The sequence below is a fragment of the Campylobacterota bacterium genome, from assembly GCA_020633995.1.
Taxonomy (GTDB): Bacteria; Babelota; Babeliae; order Babelales; family RVW-14; genus JACKCO01.
In genome coordinates this window covers 710,963-728,521 of the sequence record JACKCO010000003.1, presented here as the reverse complement: position 1 = coordinate 728,521, position 17,559 = coordinate 710,963, and the positions used below count along the sequence as shown (strand labels likewise).

At 40.9% G+C, this 17,559-nt stretch carries 15 protein-coding genes and 2 tRNA genes; 9 read left to right on the top strand and 8 right to left on the bottom strand.

All coding sequences use genetic code 11. The annotated features are described in order from the left end of the window. Positions 1 to 121 precede the first annotated feature (121 nt). From H6679_03080 to H6679_03070, 3 genes are all read right to left on the bottom strand, one after another. Entirely contained in the window at positions 122 to 1,552 is a 1,431-nt protein-coding gene (locus H6679_03080; protein ID MCB9493231.1) for an ankyrin repeat domain-containing protein, read from the bottom strand. A gap of 39 nt (positions 1,553 to 1,591) precedes the next feature. Then, complete coding sequence (locus H6679_03075) at positions 1,592 to 2,605, bottom strand: ankyrin repeat domain-containing protein (protein ID MCB9493230.1); 1,014 nt, start codon at positions 2,603 to 2,605, stop codon at positions 1,592 to 1,594. Positions 2,606 to 2,724: 119 nt separating this feature from the next. Further along, complete coding sequence (locus H6679_03070) at positions 2,725 to 4,041, bottom strand: hypothetical protein (GenBank protein MCB9493229.1); 1,317 nt, start codon at positions 4,039 to 4,041, stop codon at positions 2,725 to 2,727. Between the two features lie 391 nt (positions 4,042 to 4,432). On the opposite strand from H6679_03070, the gene H6679_03065 reads away from it, so the two are divergent. The 3 genes from H6679_03065 (at position 4,433) to H6679_03055 (ending at position 6,078) form a co-directional block, all read left to right on the top strand. Next, positions 4,433 to 5,878 carry a MiaB/RimO family radical SAM methylthiotransferase gene (locus H6679_03065; protein MCB9493228.1) on the top strand — a complete coding sequence of 482 codons (1,446 nt, stop codon included), beginning with the start codon at positions 4,433 to 4,435 and terminating at the stop codon, positions 5,876 to 5,878. Positions 5,879 to 5,900: 22 nt separating this feature from the next. Further along, positions 5,901 to 5,974, top strand: a tRNA-Cys gene (locus H6679_03060). A gap of 16 nt (positions 5,975 to 5,990) precedes the next feature. Further along, positions 5,991 to 6,078 (top strand) — tRNA-Leu (locus H6679_03055). Between the two features lie 18 nt (positions 6,079 to 6,096). Here H6679_03055 and H6679_03050 read toward each other — a convergent pair. Continuing rightward, positions 6,097 to 7,215: an ankyrin repeat domain-containing protein gene (locus H6679_03050; protein ID MCB9493227.1), complete on the bottom strand. Its 1,119-nt coding sequence runs from the start codon at positions 7,213 to 7,215 to the stop codon at positions 6,097 to 6,099. A gap of 226 nt (positions 7,216 to 7,441) precedes the next feature. On the opposite strand from H6679_03050, the gene H6679_03045 reads away from it, so the two are divergent. The 4 genes from H6679_03045 (at position 7,442) to H6679_03030 (ending at position 10,183) form a co-directional block, all read left to right on the top strand. Further along, positions 7,442 to 7,714: an HU family DNA-binding protein gene (locus tag H6679_03045; GenBank protein MCB9493226.1), complete on the top strand. Its 273-nt coding sequence runs from the start codon at positions 7,442 to 7,444 to the stop codon at positions 7,712 to 7,714. Between the two features lie 177 nt (positions 7,715 to 7,891). Further along, entirely contained in the window at positions 7,892 to 8,302 is a 411-nt protein-coding gene (locus tag H6679_03040) for an FUN14 domain-containing protein (protein MCB9493225.1), read from the top strand. A gap of 9 nt (positions 8,303 to 8,311) precedes the next feature. Continuing rightward, the gene (locus H6679_03035) at positions 8,312 to 9,571 is read left to right on the top strand and encodes a type II/IV secretion system protein (protein MCB9493224.1); all 1,260 of its coding nucleotides are present in this window, start codon (positions 8,312 to 8,314) and stop codon (positions 9,569 to 9,571) included. Positions 9,572 to 9,676: 105 nt separating this feature from the next. After that, positions 9,677 to 10,183, top strand: coding sequence for a hypothetical protein (locus H6679_03030; protein ID MCB9493223.1), 507 nt, complete (start codon positions 9,677 to 9,679; stop codon positions 10,181 to 10,183). 35 nt (positions 10,184 to 10,218) lie between these two features. Here H6679_03030 and H6679_03025 read toward each other — a convergent pair whose 3' ends face one another. Beyond that, entirely contained in the window at positions 10,219 to 11,430 is a 1,212-nt protein-coding gene (locus H6679_03025) for a M23 family metallopeptidase (protein ID MCB9493222.1), read from the bottom strand. 141 nt (positions 11,431 to 11,571) lie between these two features. Here H6679_03025 and H6679_03020 point away from each other — a divergent pair, with 141 nt between their 5' ends. Continuing rightward, positions 11,572 to 13,923, top strand: a complete 2,352-nt coding sequence (locus H6679_03020; protein MCB9493221.1) for a UvrD-helicase domain-containing protein — start codon at positions 11,572 to 11,574, stop codon at positions 13,921 to 13,923. Between the two features lie 120 nt (positions 13,924 to 14,043). Continuing rightward, entirely contained in the window at positions 14,044 to 14,937 is an 894-nt protein-coding gene (locus H6679_03015; GenBank protein ID MCB9493220.1) for a hypothetical protein, read from the top strand. Here H6679_03015 and H6679_03010 read toward each other — a convergent pair. The 3 genes from H6679_03010 to H6679_03000 all read right to left on the bottom strand — a co-directional run bounded on the left by H6679_03010 (position 14,926) and on the right by H6679_03000 (position 17,546). Then, entirely contained in the window at positions 14,926 to 15,648 is a 723-nt protein-coding gene (locus tag H6679_03010; protein MCB9493219.1) for a hypothetical protein, read from the bottom strand. The two genes, H6679_03015 and H6679_03010, sit on opposite strands and share 12 nt — an antisense overlap. Positions 15,649 to 15,862: 214 nt before the next feature. After that, complete coding sequence (locus H6679_03005) at positions 15,863 to 16,501, bottom strand: M15 family metallopeptidase (GenBank protein ID MCB9493218.1); 639 nt, start codon at positions 16,499 to 16,501, stop codon at positions 15,863 to 15,865. Positions 16,502 to 16,520: 19 nt separating this feature from the next. After that, positions 16,521 to 17,546, bottom strand: coding sequence for a mannose-1-phosphate guanylyltransferase (locus H6679_03000; protein ID MCB9493217.1), 1,026 nt, complete (start codon positions 17,544 to 17,546; stop codon positions 16,521 to 16,523). Positions 17,547 to 17,559: the final 13 nt, after the last annotated feature.

Below are 17,559 nucleotides of genomic sequence, written 5' to 3'. Positions count from 1 at the left end.
TAAGCATTGCCTGTGCATTTTTCCCTAACACTGCACATGTAAAAATGCACAGCATAATTTTTATGAATCGAAAACGTCTGTTCATGATATATCCTCCATTTTTTTGTCCAGGCATTAATCCTTAGATAGGCTCCTGATAGTCGTCTTTAAGACTATCGTATGCTGCTTGAATTTTCTTAAATTTATTAGCATCACCACGTGCATCTGGATGATGCTCTAATGCAAGTTTCCTGTACGCTCTTTTTACCTGCGCATGAGTTGGGCTGTCTCCACGCTCAAAGCCTAATTCAACGAGGGCATCACTCGTATCTCTTGCATGTCTTGAATGTGCCGCTCTTTGGTTTGACCTTGCTCCGCTTCGTGCCCCATATTGAACTCCTCCGTATTGAAGCAATATGTCGATAACCTTTTTATCCTCTTGAATGAATATGGTGTCTTGCGGAAAATCAACTTCTCTATCATCTGCTATCTCAAATGCTCTATCTAATGGGGTACGGCCCTTCTTATCTCGAACATTAACACCTGCTCCATGTTCAAGTAAGTACTTAACAAAACGTGACCTATTAAAAGCACAAATCCCAGCATGCAATGGGGTGCAGCCGTACTTATCTTGAGCATTAATATTTGCCCCATGCTCAAGTAGTGCCTTAATAATTAGTATCTTCTCATCATCTGATCTTTCGCATAGTCCACCAGAAGTTCTCAACAAAGAATGTAATGGAGTGGCGTCATCATCATCTCGATCGTTAGCATTTGCTCCACACTCAAGCAGTGCCTTAACATGCTCTAAACTACCACACTGAAGCGCCCACCATAATGGGGTGTCGCCATGATTATCTCGAACATCAACCTCTGCTCCATACTCGAATAATGCTTTTACAACGCCTTTACTCTGTGCGTAAAACAAAGGAGTTCTACCACAATCATCTTTTGTATTAACACTTTCACCATACTCGAGTAACATTTTAACCACACTTTCCCTATCAGAGCGAACCGCCTCATGTAGCAAACTACCACTTGTATTTACGCCAGTAAAAAGCAGTAACCCATAATCTTTATCACTTAAACCACTAACTCTGTTTTTTTGCAAATAATTTCCAACGTTCTTTCCGGTAACAAACTTTAAATTAGTACCTTGCCTACAAAGGCTAAGATTAAATTTAAATCGAGCAAAAGCCTTCTTGTACCATGGAGAATCTGATATAGGGCCCTTATTACTAGGGTTTGTTGCAAAACCACTTTTTTGCACGAAAGTTACAAGCTTAGGCAAATCTTTCTTAGCCACCTGTACAGGAACAGGTTTGGGCTGTTGAAACAACGTCCCAGAAAACGGTCGTTTCAATGACTGCAACCATGACTGTGATGTTGGAACACCCATTTTTACAATCTTCGACGCCCCTATTTTAGGGACTTGCAACTTTATTCTTTGAGAATGCGTATTTGACGGCATACTAAACCTCTTGGGTTTAAGCATTGCCTGTGCATTTTTCCCTAACACTGCACATGTAAAAATGCACAGCATAATTTTTATGAATCGAAAACGTCTGTTCATGATATATCCTCCATTTTATCTTAGGCAATGCCGTTATCGTTATATCGTGTAAAACTCGCGACGCTGCTCTTCTGTTGCGTAGTCATGTAGTAGTTTTACAGTTTTTGCACTACCAGAGCTCATAGCTTGCTTCATTACGCTATACTTGTCTGAGTTTTTGTTAATGCTCTCCCGTGCTCCATGAGCTAAAAGAAGCTCTACAGTTTCTTCTGCTTCCTCACCGCTACCAATAGCCGCACGAAGAGCAGAATCTCCAAATTTATCCATTGTGTGAGCACGAGCACCCCGGTCAAGTAACTTTTTAACAACACTATTTTTGTTACGCTGTGCAGCATAAAATAGCGGAGTCTGCTTATATTCACCATGACTTTCGATATTAGCGCCACTGTCAAGCAAAACATCAATAATCTCGACAAGTCTGTCACCTCTGCGTCTATCTTCATTTGTAAATATCAGTGAAGGAGCCTCTTTTATCGCTAAGTGCAACGGAGAGTACTCACCACCAATCTGACGGTTAACATCAGCACCGGCTTCAATACACCCCTTAACATAATCAACGTTACCAAGCTTAATCGAGGTCAAAAATGTAAATTGTAGCTTATCTTTAAATAACTTATCAGAGCCCTGAAGTTGAGGAGCGTTATCAAGCGATAATGCCTTTATTGCTTGATTTAAAAAATCTTCTTGCTTTTGAGAAGGAGCCTCTACCCTTTTAATCATCCTTGCAGCATTTCCCCAAAATTTACCAAAAAATGACATTGGACGTTGCTGCCAAGTAGCTCCAAGCTGCTTGCTATTTAAGCCTTGAATAGGAGACAACTTTTTCAATCCGGTAAATAATGAGAATAACCTACTTGGTTGCATCGGCTTTAAAAATGATATTGCTTTTGGGGTATACAAAGAAGGTGAATAATTCATTCTAACAACTGGTGCACTTGGCGCTTTCTTCGGTAGACCTACGCGAGGCATACCCATTGCCTGAACATTGCTTCCAAACACAGCACACGTAAGAACAATCATACCCAATTGAGTTACACGACGACATGTATTCATGATAAATCCTCCATTTATCGCTTAGGCCAGATACGGTCAGGACCACCCCAATGTACTGCTCTAAGACTTCGTTTTTCTATTTCACTTTTCTATCAATGCACATAAATCGACCACAAGATTTATGCCTCTAGCATTTGACTCTGAACAAAACCAGCCGCCCAACCAGACAAAGCATGGTAGCGTTCATCACACGCTTGTTCATCAAGCAAGTAATCAGCGCGGCACCATTTCAAATCATTGTTATCACTCAAGAAATAGTCTGGATGTGGATAAATTCTGAGCTGAGTATTGACAACATTACGAATACGTTTGGCACCACTCACTGTTTTGTCTATCCAAGCACCAAGCTTATCCTGTTCACCTTTCAAAAATTTAAAAAAATCATCAATGCTGGCATAACACTCAGAACCATTCTGAGCAGAGTTATTCTGAACATATCGCTTTTTGCCGTAAGCTTGCGCAAGATAACAGTAATCTTTAACTCTATCTTTCGGGATAAAAATCTGCAAAAGAGAATTTCTGTCTTTATAGTATTTTTTGTAAATCATCTCTGCTTCTTTCACAGCAGTGGCGTCAATCTGTAGATTAAGCTGCTTACACGCTCCCTTGATCAAAGCATTAAAATCACCCTGATATGCATAGCCAATAAATGGTCTTTCATCATCGATAAACTGCAAAAATGATGACTCACCTTCTCGTTTTATATTTGAAAAAAGTGCCGGATTTGCAGAAACCAAAATGTCACTCAATTCGTAATCATTGATTTTTCTCAGATTTTCTTTTTTATCCAGCTCTTTGATTGTTTTTGCCTCATCAAACTGCTGACTCATTCCCACACGAAGAGGAAGTTTTTTAGCAGCTTGCTTGCCACCCAAAACATAAAATACGTCGTGCATAAAACTGACCAACCCAGGCTGACGGTGGTACAGTACAACGTGGCTATCTGTTGCCGAAGCGCCCGCACAGGCATATTTTTTTTCTGCAGAGGCCATATCACTAATCTGCTCTACAAGCTTACTTTCAACCCCTGGTTTAAGCCTTACAAACTTTTCGTCAATACTTTTTTGCAAACCTTTATGCCTATTAGCTAAAAGCATAAGGCCACCAGTTTGAGTGCACTGGCCAAACTGTTTGATAAAGTATTTTGAAGGCGTTTCAACACCCGCAGGCCTGACCATTAGAGCTTTATCTGCCGTTTGCTCTTTCCCCACTGAACTCTTTTGCTTGGAGACACTGACTACTTCTTTGCGAGGAACCACTATCTCGCTCGAATTCGTCTGAGAAGGCTTTTTTAAGGATTTATTACTCTCTTTACTCAAACCAACCATTGCACCACGCAGGCCACTAACAGTCGGGTTCATTGCTTGAACACCTGGGCAAAAAGTAAGGCCTAGCACAAAGCCTAATAAAATCGAACCAAAGTAACGCTTGTTCATGATAACCTCCATTTGTAACTTGGACTGGGTGCACCAAGCCAATCCCGACGCACCCCCAAATCTCCATTATTATTTCTATTGTAAATTATTTTAAAATAATTGCAACCGATGGCAAAAAGACTTGAAACATACGTTCCAGTAGCCATTTTGACCATTTTTACAATAATATTCGGCTACCCCCAACCTTTTTACAAATTTTGGCCCTTCAGGCCCTTGCCAGGGGGAAAAGCCTCATTTATACTGTTGAAATTGACAAAACAGTTGGTTTGTGGACTATTTTAGCCTATAAACGGGCATTAACACAGAAATTTGCCCAACTGAAACGACAATAAAAAGCAGACGGCTTTTCTGTTAGCCTCACATGGTATTTACAAGGCGTAGGAGACCAATTATGATTACCTTTTTTATTAAAACCTATGGCTGTCAAGCTAACGTTGCCGACTCCCAGGGGATTGCAAAGTTTTTAACCCAAATGGACTGCCAGGAAGTGGCAACAGAGGGAGAAGCAGATCTACTCTTGGTCAATACCTGTGCAATTCGCGACAAAGCTGAACAAAAGCTGTATTCATATATTGGTGCACTACGAGACCACAAGGCTGAAAAACCGTATCTCAAGGTTGGTATTATTGGTTGTGTGGCAAGCTATAAAAAGAATGAGCTGTACAAACGATTTGACCTAGTTACCTTTGTAGCCGGTGCTCGCGAAGAGCTGGAAACGATACAAAAGTACCTGGTTGACCTGGTCGTTCAGCTGGAAACCACCAAGCAACTGTACGAACAAAATCCAAACAAAGAAATGAATTTTGGTGGTCAAGATCGAGATATTCGAAAAAAGGCAGCACTCAACACAACGCTCAAGAAGCCACTACTAGCACCATTTGGCATGCTCAAGCGTACCAAACTTGCAAAGCCCACTTCTACCGAGGCTAAAGTAGGCTCCCTAACCCCTGAGCTCAAACGCTCATTTATCAACATTATGACCGGCTGTGACAAGCGCTGCACCTACTGCATTGTACCCTTCACCCGCGGCAAAGAGGTCAGTTACCCGGCAAGTAAGCTACTTGAGCAAGTTGAACACGACGTGGCCAATGGCGCAAAGGAAATTAATCTGGTTGGCCAAAATGTTAATTCATACGTTGACCCTGAAAGTGGCAAGGCATTTCCAACACTGCTTGAGCGCATAGCCCAAATTGAAGGTGAGTTTTGGGTACGCTACGTTAGCCCCCATCCACGGGATATGACTGTTGATTTGTTTGATGTTATGGCCGCTCATCGACCTAAACTTGCTGGGTACGTACACTTCCCCGTCCAGTCAGGCTCAAACAAAATTTTAGAGCTCATGAAACGTAACCATAGCATTGAACTATTTATCGAAAAAGTTGGCTGGTTACGTGAGCGCATGCCTGATGCAACCGTAACAACTGATATTATTGTCGGATTTCCAGGCGAAACAGAGCAAGACTATCAGGCAACGCGTGATCTGATGGAAAAAGTCAGATTTGACCACATCTATTCATTTATTTATTCGCCACGCAAATATACCAAGGCATCTAAAATGGCTGATGATTGCCCTTATGAAGTCAAAGAGCAACGCCTCAGAGACCTACAAAAACGACAAATTCAGATCAGCCGTGAGCAAAACGAAAAAAATATCGGCAAAACACTTAAATGTTTAGTTGAAAAACGCCTCGAGAATGGTAAACTGTTGGCTAGAACTGAAGGAAACGTTCGTGTATTATTTTTAGGCAGCAACGATTTAATCGGTCGTTTTATTGACCTACATATCACAGGAGCGGCAGCAGCACATCTTGACGCTAAACTTCCTGAACTTGTTTGACATAATTTTTCAGATTTTTTAGGGCGGCATAGCCAAGTGGTAAGGCAATGGTCTGCAAAACCGTGATCCCCGGTTCAATTCCGGGTGCCGCCTCCAAATAAAAAACTTGTGTGCCGGGGTGGCGGAATTGGTAGACGCAAGGGACTTAAAATCCCTCGGGCCTAAAGCCCGTGCCGGTTCGAGTCCGGCCCTCGGCACCACGTATCCTAATTTTCTTCTCAAAGTGATTCTAAGTAAGCTCGCAAGTGATGATTGCCCATTGCATACGCAAGAGCATTGCGGCCGGTCAAATCAACGTTTGTATGACTAGCACCACAGGCTACCAGTAGCTTGACCATTTCAACACGCGCATCCCATGTAGTCGTATTAAGTGGTGATGAATAAGCAGCATAATGCAGCGGTGTCTGCGCTCGCACATCAGTTACATCAACCACAACATTCTTTTCAAGAAGCTTGTTAACACATGCAAGGTTTGCACTCTCGGCTGCATAATGCAGCGGGCTGCGACCTTGGTCGTCACGCACACACCCATCTGCTCCATGATCTAACAAACTTTGCACAAGCTCGTAGTGCCCCTTATAAAGAGCCCAATGCAACGCCGTCTTACCCTCATGATCACACGCATTTATATCAGCTCCAGCTACAAGCAGATTCTTAAGATCTGTTTCGTCTAGCTGCCCACTGACTGCCTTGTTGAGCAATTGAATATCGCACATTATCTGGGCCTTAACCAACTGTGCAATTTTGTCCCCCAACCAACAGGGAAGCTTGTCAACATACGCAAATGTGCCAGCGCCCCACTGCACACACCGTATTGATTTCAACTTGAGACACCGTCTACAACCCCAAACAACTCCGTCAAGGGTTATTTCGCTCTCTTCTAAATGCTTAACAATATTGGAAACAAAAGCCTGTCGTTCAAGATCAGTTAAAATGTTATTTTTTTTCAACTCATCACAAAACATAAACCTTTGAACCATGTCAACCGAAAGATCTTGGGCTAAACGATTTAAAAACCCATCAAAATATGGCTTTGAAGTTTGTGGTAGCGTCTTACTTTTACTAACCGCAAGCACAACCTTATCAAACAATGACCCGACTGAAATTTGCTGCGTTAAAGCGCTACAGTTTCTATTCAACAAAGAAAAAATTAGAATATCACGCAACTCAAGATATCCTAAAATCAAAACTAAAATCTCTGTCGGTAAACTTTCAAAATAACTTTTTTCAACGACAGGTACGCCCTTTTGCTCAGCACAAAAAGCACCACAAAAAAACATTATCGATATACATAACCATGTCAGCGCAACTGGTTTACTGCGATATCTGATTCCCATTACCCCCCCTGCTTTTACTCCCTTAGTTTAAGATACGTTATAGTTACATGCACATGCAACTAAACGCATAGTTACCTTACCTTTTCCCCCTTGTGATCATTTTTTTAACAAAAGATACTTGACAAAACTCAACCAATGCACAATTCTGTGTTAAGTGTATTGTAAAAGCGCGAGGAAATAGTATCGTGTAATATGTGTATAAACTTTATCCATACGGAGGAGTTCAATGAACAAAGCTTCACTCATCGAGCAAATGGCAAAAGACACCAAATTGCCTAAAACCGCTTGTAAAAATGCGCTCGAATCTATGATCAAAACTATTGAAGCAAGTCTGAAAAAAAGCAAGTCAGTAGTTTTAACCGGCTTTGGCACATTCAGCGTTATGAAAAGAAAAGAAAGAACCGGTATCAATCCTGCAACTGGCAAGAAGATGAAAATTGCCGCTAAAAAAGTTCCTAAATTTAAAGCCGGCAAAAAATTGAAAGACATGGTGGGCTAAATAGCCACTCTCATCAGATTTTTTTTCTCAGGCAGGCTTAACGCCTGCCTTTTTTATTGGTCACTTTATCTTTAGCCCATCAAACTCTAGCGCCACTAAAGTCTTATGTGCTATGATTACAAAAGAAACGCTTTGCCGCATACTAAAAAGGTTAATAATTTTAGAAAGGTGATGATAATGACCGCTCCAGAAACAACGCCAAATCAAACAACAACATTTATAGATCAGATAAAAAACTTTTTTCAGGACTTTGACCTAAAGCAATGGGCCCAAGATATGGGCGGTTCCTCAGCTCAGGCAATAGAAGCAGCATTTTACTTCGGTTTAAGTTTTGCCACAGGTTTTTTATTTAAAAAATATTTCAAGTCAATCTTTATTTGCCTTATTGTTTCAATCTTTTTAATTAAAGGCATGGAATACTCAGGCTTATTAACTGTCGACTGGACAGCGCTCCAGGCCAACCTGGGCATTACAAGTGCTGACAATGTTAATGCTATGATCAACAACGCTTTCGAGTGGATCAAAAATAACCTATTGCTCTTTTGCTCCGCAAGTATCGGTTTCTTGCTTGGTTATAAACTTGGATAATAATCCTTCATGGCAACGGGTAACACAGGCGATGTACATATTATCACGTCACCAGAAACAACACTTAAGCACGGCATTGTCAACAACCCCACCGTTGACCTTGTTGACGAAATCTTGTACAACGCCATAGAACAAAATGCATCTGATGTACATTTTCAACCCAACCAAAATCACCTAACCATACGTTACCGCATAGATGGTATCTTGTATGATCAACAAATAGTCACTGGCCAGCAAAAAAATGCCCTCCTTTCGCGAATAAAAATTTTTGCAGGTTTAGACATTGCCGAGCAACGCCTTCCTCAAGATGGCAAATTTAGGGTACGCTTATCATCAAACCAGGAGTTTAGTACTCCGATCGCAAATGATGTTATTGATCTGCGAATCTCAACGTTTCCGTCAATTCACGGAGAAAAACTTGTTATCAGGGTACTTGACCGTTCATATCACTTAAAAAATCTTGACGAGCTTGGTTTAAACAAGTCGATGCACAATTACATACTCAATCTACTCACACTTCCCCACGGCCTGGTACTCGTAACTGGACCAACAGGATCAGGGAAAAGCACTACGCTGCATGCCATGCTTTCAAAACTCAACACATCTGAAAAAAATATCATTACCATGGAAGACCCCGTTGAATACGAACTTGCCGGTATTACACAAAGCCAAGTTAACACCCGAGCAGGTTTCAGCTTTGAAAATGGACTACGCGCAATGCTACGTCAGGATCCAGACATCATCATGATTGGTGAGATTCGTGACAAGCCAACCGTGCAAATGGCGATAGAGGCATCACTAACCGGACATCTTGTTGTCAGCACGTTACATACCAATGACACTACTGGTGCAATAACTCGCTTACTTGAGATGGGCCTTGAGCCCTTTTTACTTACTTCATCATTAGTGTGTGTACTTGCTCAGCGACTCGTCAGAAAACTCTGTTCCTTCTGCAAACAAAAAAAATCAATCTCCAAAGAAGAACAACTATTCTTACAAAAGCATGACAAAAATTTGACCGCAACGTTTTTCCCCAAAGGCTGTAGCCACTGTTTTGGTCGAGGCTATTCTGGCAGAATTGGAATCTTTGAACTGCTACCAATATCCCCTGAACTGCGAACTCTCATCATGAACAACCCATCGCACAACCACCTTACTGCTTACATACAAAACCAAAACATAGCACTTTTACTTTCCGACGGACTTGAAAAAGTTGAACAAGGGGTCATATCGCTACACGAACTCTTGCATATCATTGTACAGTCGTAATAGTCTAAAATTTGTTGTAACAAAAAATTGACTAACATATCTCTTTTACACATACTAACAACCCCAAAAACAAACATCTTTCATTTTTACCCAAAAGGAGTTTCTATGCTCACCAGGTTCGTAACAACACTTGCTTTTACAGCAATACTTTTTTCTCAAACATCTGCGATGCAATTAACACGAGAGCAGGTAGACCAAACAAAACAGCTCTTACTCAGTGCGTTACAACAGGATCTTCCCCAAAAAATATACGAACTTTTTCAAGACAAGACTCATCAGAAAGTATTCATAGCCTACATAGATTTTGCAAAGATATTGTTTTACTGCAATATGAAGCAAAAAGAAAACATCATCCAGCAAAAAAATGTCCCCAACAATCCTAACACTGAGATACTTTCTCATTACTTCACCATAGGCCTTGACAAACTCTTAAGTAATGACGGCAGCTTTCTAGATTCAAGTGAATCTGATGCAAAAAAACAGCTCTCTTTTCGACTTGCTATTCTTCTACCAGATAAGACCTGCCGCCCAGGAGGAATGAGCCTTTTAGCAAGCAACACTCTTGAGGAAGCATATTTTAAAGCAATAGATAAAAAATTAATCAACGACTAAAAAAATAGGGGGCCCATTTTGGGCCCCCTATTTTTTTAGTAAATCTTACTCGTCCATTCAGACGGCTCAACTGGCGTATTATGAACTCGCACTTCCCAGTGCAAGTGATAACCATTTGCATAACCCGTCATACCAATCTTACCAATCGGATTTCCCTTTCTTACCATATCCCCAACATTAATGTCGGCAAAATCATCTAAATGAGCATACACGGTACAAACGCCGCGACCGTGATCAATAGCAACGGTGTTGCCGGTCATGAGAAAACGATCTTTGATGATAACTCTGCCATGTTGACTTGCCCACACCACACTGCGCGGAGTATTTATCAAATCAAGCCCTTTATGCATGTACTTACCACGTTGTGGCGTCATACGTACTTCGCCAAATGGCGTTGATGTGCGTTGCACCTCGATTGGATATTCAAACGGTCCAGTCCACAGTTTTTGCTTGGGACTATCTTTTAAACACGCTTCAAGTCGATTTTCAAGGTCATCATTTTTAACACTCAACTCTCTTTCATCTTCAAGTTTTTGATCACTAACCCGAAAACCTCGCTGTTTTTTAAACTCAAAAGCATTGATCTTAAGTTTTGCAGTTAATTTGGTCTTATTCTGGGCGGGATCAACAACCTGTGCGGTAACGACATGCTCATTTGCAAGCTCTTCACAGTCAATGGGGACAAAACATTCATAAACCGTTGAGTCAAAGGACTCTGGCAAAAACTCATAGGTTTTTGATAACGCCGTCACTGTCAAACTTTCTAATTTTTTATTCGCATGTATTTTCATGTGGACGGTTTTACCTTGGTCAGTCACATACTCTTGCTGTACAAATTGCGCACGAAGTGGCACATTGTCGACGTAAAAATTGTAAGAATGGCGAATTTTGTTTTGCTTATAGCTTGCGTCAACTGCTTCAACTTCGAGTGTATGCTTACCATCGGTAAGCTTTGAACAATCAAGCACAAACGGCGTTGTAAAACGAGCAGTTCGTACATGGTGAACACTGCCACCGTCCAACTCAACACCATCTAAAAAAACCGAAACTGTAGAGATCTTATAACTATTATCCGCACATAATGCACATGCAACTTGCTTACAATACGTACCACCCTCGCACAAACCACTTAGAGCAACTTCTGGTAATTTATTATGCGTTGCATAGCGATACATGCCATCTCCACACCACCACAAACAAAAACTCGCCACCAAAACCGCACAAACGTATTTGACATATTTAATCATTGCATGCCTTCATAACATTTTGAAATACTACTGTGTCTTGAAACAACTAGTAAACAATATACACTGTTTGGCATTAGAATTAAACGTTTATCCAAGACACAGAAAATATTTCAATACTGTGCAAAAACAAAGAAAAAGATCATGAGTGAATCCCAAGCTCCTAATAATTTTAATACCTTCCTAGAAGCAGATCTTAATCAACCACAGCGAAATGCCGTGACAAAAACAAATGGCGCACTCATGGTCATTTCTGGTGCTGGCTCGGGTAAGACGCGGGTTATCACCTCGCGCATTGCCCACCTCATGCTCAATGAAGGGGTTCAACCTTATCAGATCTTAGCCTTAACGTTCACCAACAAAGCTGCTGGGGAAATGAAAGAACGAATCGCCTCGTTTCTGGGAACTGAAAAACGTATGCCTTTTGTAGGAACCTTCCACTCATACTGCCTTTTACTATTGCGATTAAACAAAGATCTGCTTCCTTTCAAAGAATTTTCTATATTCGATGGGGACGATCAGCTCGAACTTATAAAAAAAATTATTAAACGTAATGCATTGAACAAATACACAACAGCCTCTCAGGCGAGCTATCAGATTTCGCAATTCAAAAACAAACAACAAAATCCTGACCAAGCACAGTGGACACAGCCCTGGATGAGGGATCTATACCTCGAATATGAGACGGAAAAAAACAATGCACATTGTCTCGATTTTGATGATCTAATTATTAAAACCCTTGGGCTCTTCGCAACAAACGAAGAATTCAAAAAACGTCATCAAAATAAGATACGCCATGTTTTGGTGGATGAATATCAGGACACCAGCTCTATCCAACATCAGCTCCTCAAGCACATGGGCCTGACAAACAATAAATTTACGCTTGACTCATTATGCGCTGTAGGCGATGAAGATCAGTCAATTTATTCATGGCGCGGGGCTAACGTCACCAATATGCTTACCTTTGAAAAAGATTTTGCTCCCGTTACAACCATAAAAATTGAACAAAATTATCGCTCAGTCCAACCAATCATTGAAGCGGCAAACAGCGTTATTGCAAACAATAAGCTTCGTAATCCCAAAAAATTATGGTCTGAAAAAAAAGCAATCAATAGGATCTTGCATCTATCCTGTCGCAACGGCGAACAGGAAGCAGAAAGCGTTGCAATCATACTCTCAAGCCTGCCAAAAAACAAAAAACTGAGTGATGTTGCAATCTTATATCGCACACACTTTCAATCGCGCCTTATTGAAGAAGCCCTTATTTACCACTCTATTGCTTACCAGATCATCGGCGGCATACGGTTTTATGAACGAAAAGAGATCAAGGACCTACTCGCATATCTACGCCTCATGCTTAACCCATTTGATAAAATAAGCTTACTACGCGTTATTAACTGCCCTGCACGCAGGTTGGGTGCAAAATTTGAAGAGTTTTTACTCGATGAGTGGAATAAAAATCCGCTTCTTAACTTTAAACAGCTCTTTGCTTACCTTGAACCAGAGCTTTCACCTATGCAAAAAAAGGGCGTCGATAGTTTTCTTGAACTCTTTAGCGAAGATGATAACACGCAACGTCCTAGCACTCTGCTTGAAAGCATCGTCAACAAAACCGAGTACCTAACCTACCTCAAAGACACCTACGACGAAAAAGAAGCAACCACCAAAGTTGAAAACGTTCGTGAATTTATGCAGTCAATCATGCAATTTGAGAAAAAAAAGGAACAGGAGCTGGAAATTACAACCCTTGAGCACAACCGTGCGACAAGTGAATTGCTTGCACAGTTTTTAGAAGAAGTTGCTCTACTGCAAGAAAAAGTTGAGTCTGAAAATAGCTCAGAACAGGTACGCATGATGAGTCTTCATGCAGCAAAGGGCCTCGAGTTTGATACCGTTATCATTATCGGTCTAGAAGAAGAGCTTTTGCCAAGCAGGCGATCACTCGACTCTCATCAAGAACTCGAAGAAGAACGCCGTCTTTTCTACGTTGGCATCACACGTGCAAAAGAACACCTGGTCCTGCTCAATGCACACACAAGATATCAGTTTGGCCAACTTATGGAACATGCCCCGTCACGTTTTCTTGAAGAACTTCCTCAAGGGCTGCTCAAAAAAATTGACCTTGAATATGCTTACCCCTCTCAAATTCGTACCCAGTTCGAGCAGTGGTACCACGGGCGAGGCGCATTAACCCCTGCGGCTAAAACATACTTTGAAAATCTTTCATACCCATTCAAAGAGCCTACCAAAAAAGTAACTCCTGGCAAAAAAGTTCTTCCCAGGAAGCAACCCGCTGTAAAACAGGCAAGTCCTAACGTTATTCAATCGCAACCCTCCAACGCACCATGGAAAAAAAATCAGCAAGTTAAACACAAAAAATTCGGCCTTGGCATTATCACTCATGTTGAAGAAAAAAATGCCAAAGAGTATTACATAACAGCAATTTTCAGCATTGGTTCTAAGAAGATACTCTCAAATTTCTTAGAAAAGGTTTAACGAAAAAGCTTTTTTGCCTAACCTAAACGTTTTTGCTACTTTTGAGGGACTGATGAAAAATTCAAAAGTAGCGTACTACCCTTGAATAAGTAACAATCAATGCCTTATTGAAGTCACTTTATGGCAAAGAAACTTCGACCTGTATTTTTTTTAATGCTAGCCCTGTGCTCTGTCCCCACACCAAGTAACTCTGCAACCCCAGATGGCTATGACCCTGTTCGTTTAATCGAGCAATTTGAACCCAAAGAATTTTCAAAAACCATAGTGCAAACCTTTCTTATACAACTTTTCGTTACGCTTGTTCATGAGTTTGGCCACGCGTTAGCCGCAAAACATTTCTATGACTCACCAATCGACATACACATAGGAAAAGGACAGGAAGCATGGTTCAAAATCGGCCCAGTTTCATTTGATAGTTGGCACGTGTCTGCAGGCTATAGCAATGTTATTCCCAGTTTTAAAAAAACATTGTTAGTCGGCTGTATTGCTGAAATTAAAGCAAAAGGGGAAAACGTAACAAACGAAGAAGCTCAAAAGATCTCACAGTTTTATTTTAGCGATGAACAACGAGAAAAAAGACTACCAACCTATAAACGACAAAATGCCATCATTTATCTTGCCGGTGCAACCACGGCGTTGTTCTGCTATATTTTAGCCAAAGCGGCTTACCTAACGTATGAACACAAAACAAATCACAGTAACACCACGTGTTGCTCTTCCCAAGAGATCCTAACCAAAGCAATCACCTTTGATGGCATTATGGCTAACCAACTGTGCAATGCACTTGTACCCTACGGTCAAAGTGATGGCAAATGCTTGTGGTGTAACTGCTTAGATGTTCCTGAGTCTGTCGTGGCACCTATCGATTCACTTATGCCATTAATTCTGATCGCGGGACATACTATTGCCGCACACTATGACCCAGAAGGGGACAAAAACGCCCCACTCCCCATCAAACTTTTTATTGGGATTATCAATACGTTCTTTGCTGGAACAATAAAACTACACACATGAACGCTGGTCTTGACGCTTAAACCACTCAATTTCATTCCACGAATAAGGGAACGCTGCATCAAATTCTTTTAAAATTGCAGAAACGTCTTCATCATCTTTATCTTCCTTTGCAACAGGATTGTCCCAGTCACCGACTTTAAACTTGAGCTTAAGCGCTAGAGGCTGTTTATTATGGCAAAGCTCACCATCTGGTTTGATCATTTCAGAAATAACGGTATCAGCATTAAAAATAATATCTTTACCAATAATTTTACCATTGGGTAGCTTAACACCATCACCTGGCACAACAAAATGCCCCTCTTGTGTCTGCACAATTTGATACGGACGCCCTTGAATTGATGGCGTACGATTAAGATACGGTCCGTTCCAATGTTTTGGGTAAGCCAAATTTAAGCACCCCACAGAAGAACCCGCAAAACGTGCAACGGTAAGAAAATCAATTGTTGCACCATACTTGCGAATTGATAAAATGTTACATTCCTTATCAATGTCTTCAAAAATGCGCTCAATTAACCCTAAATCATTATTCATGACCTTTGATAAGTGGTATGGTCGTACATAAAACATGCGAACTAAAACAACTATCAGTAGAAGCAATAGAAAAATGCTACTAAAAATGGAAAAGTACCTTCTCCAGTTTTTCCACCATGGGCCTACCTTCTTGTCTACATACGCATCAAACTGATGAATCATGCGATCAATCTTGTTCATAGCATCTCCTTCGCCTTTCTTGACAAACAGTACGTTCGCGCATGACGTCTTTTTTTGCATACCTGAGTGTACAAAATTTCTATTTGATTAATAAATAGTTAGACAAAAAATATAGATAAAAAGTTAGAAACAAAAGACTATACACCACAGATCAGATTGTGTTATGGGAATAAAAAGTCTGTAAAAAAGTAAAATTGAATAGAGGGATTAAAGCTCAGATGGCGACGTCCTCAAGACCTATATCAAGTGGCTCATACTCCTCAAATCCCTTCAGATCAAAATGCCACCATTCATGTGGTAATGGATCAAAACCATGCTTTACCATGACATCTTCAAGAAGCTGGCGGTGCTCCAAAGCTTTTTTGGAAATACCAACCGATGCACTTCTGTGAGCTCTTTGCGTAAAGTTGTCAAACTCTGTTGGCATCTCAACATCTTTTCCCCCAGGAAAAGTGACAAGCGTTATATCTACCGTAACTCCACGTGTATGCTTGCCACCCATTTTTGGGTTTGCAACATACTTTTCCTTACCATTTCGATGTGCAGCATCCCATAGCCTTTGTTGGCAGGAAAACGGACGATAGGCATCCCACACTTTAAGTCCAAATCCTTTCGTTTCTAATTCCTTTTGCACAGCATTGAGCTTTTCTGCTGCCCCCTTATCCAACAAGCAACGTGCAATAGGATATACTTTTTCCCCAGTAAAATTATCTTTGGTAGCATAACGAACATCCACACGTATATTTTTGTTCACTGATGTCACTTCAACAAGATTTGCTCGATACTTATATTTTCCAGATGCAGAAATACTAAGGCTTACAAATACAAACAATAATAGTAGATATCTTTTCATTGATCTCCAAAAATAACTATTAAACCCCAACCGTGAACACCTTTTGTGCGGCCTGCTTAACCGATTCAACATCTTGCTTTGGTACAACCACAACTACATCGTCAGTTTCAATAATACACATGTCACTCACCCCGATGCAAACAACTTTTTTGTCTATGACGTTTGTTACATTAGCCCTGCCATTAATACTAACAACATCATGTTTTTTATCGTATTGCTGCTTAAGCAACAAAAACGTATACACATTACCCACATCGCACCATTCAAACGTTGCAGGAAACAAAACAACTCGAGAACTTGCCTCAAGCACCGCATAATCAAACGATATTGACTGAACATCTTGATAGTTATATTGCCCTTGCACAAAGGCTGTTAATTCTGTAAAAAGCTGTGAAGCACATGCTCTAAACTCATTCAAAAATGCGTGCACGCGCCCAACAACCATACCTGAATTCCACCACATATTTTGCATACTTACGTATTCTTCTGCTTTTTTTTGTACAGGCTTCTCATGAAACTGCTCTACACGCAAACACAAAGGAGCAACCCCTGAAACAACAGAACCCGTCTGTATGTAACCATACCCTGTTGCCGCATTACGCGGCCTGATACCAACTAGCGCAAGATCGTCATGACCATCCACATATGCAAGCGCATCATACAACGTTTTACAGAAATCATTTGTATCCGGAATAAAATGATCAGCCGGCACAACAACCACCAGAGCATGAGGGTCATGCCGAGCAATAAAGTCATTTGCCAAATAGATTGCTGGGGCAGTATTTTTTCCCACTGGCTCACAAATAATGTGACCCTGGAAAGGGCGTGGTAATTCATTAAGAATAAGCTCTTTTTGATCTTGGCGTGTTACAACAATTATTTTTTCTTGATCACATACCAACTTCTGCACACGCTCATAAGTGAGTTGTAACAATGATTTTTTTCCAATAAATGGTAACACCTGTTTGGGGTGGTCTGGAGTGGAGAGCGGCCAAAGCCGCTGCCCACTACCGCCGGCAAGAATAACTACATACACGTTGCGCACAACGTACTCCTCT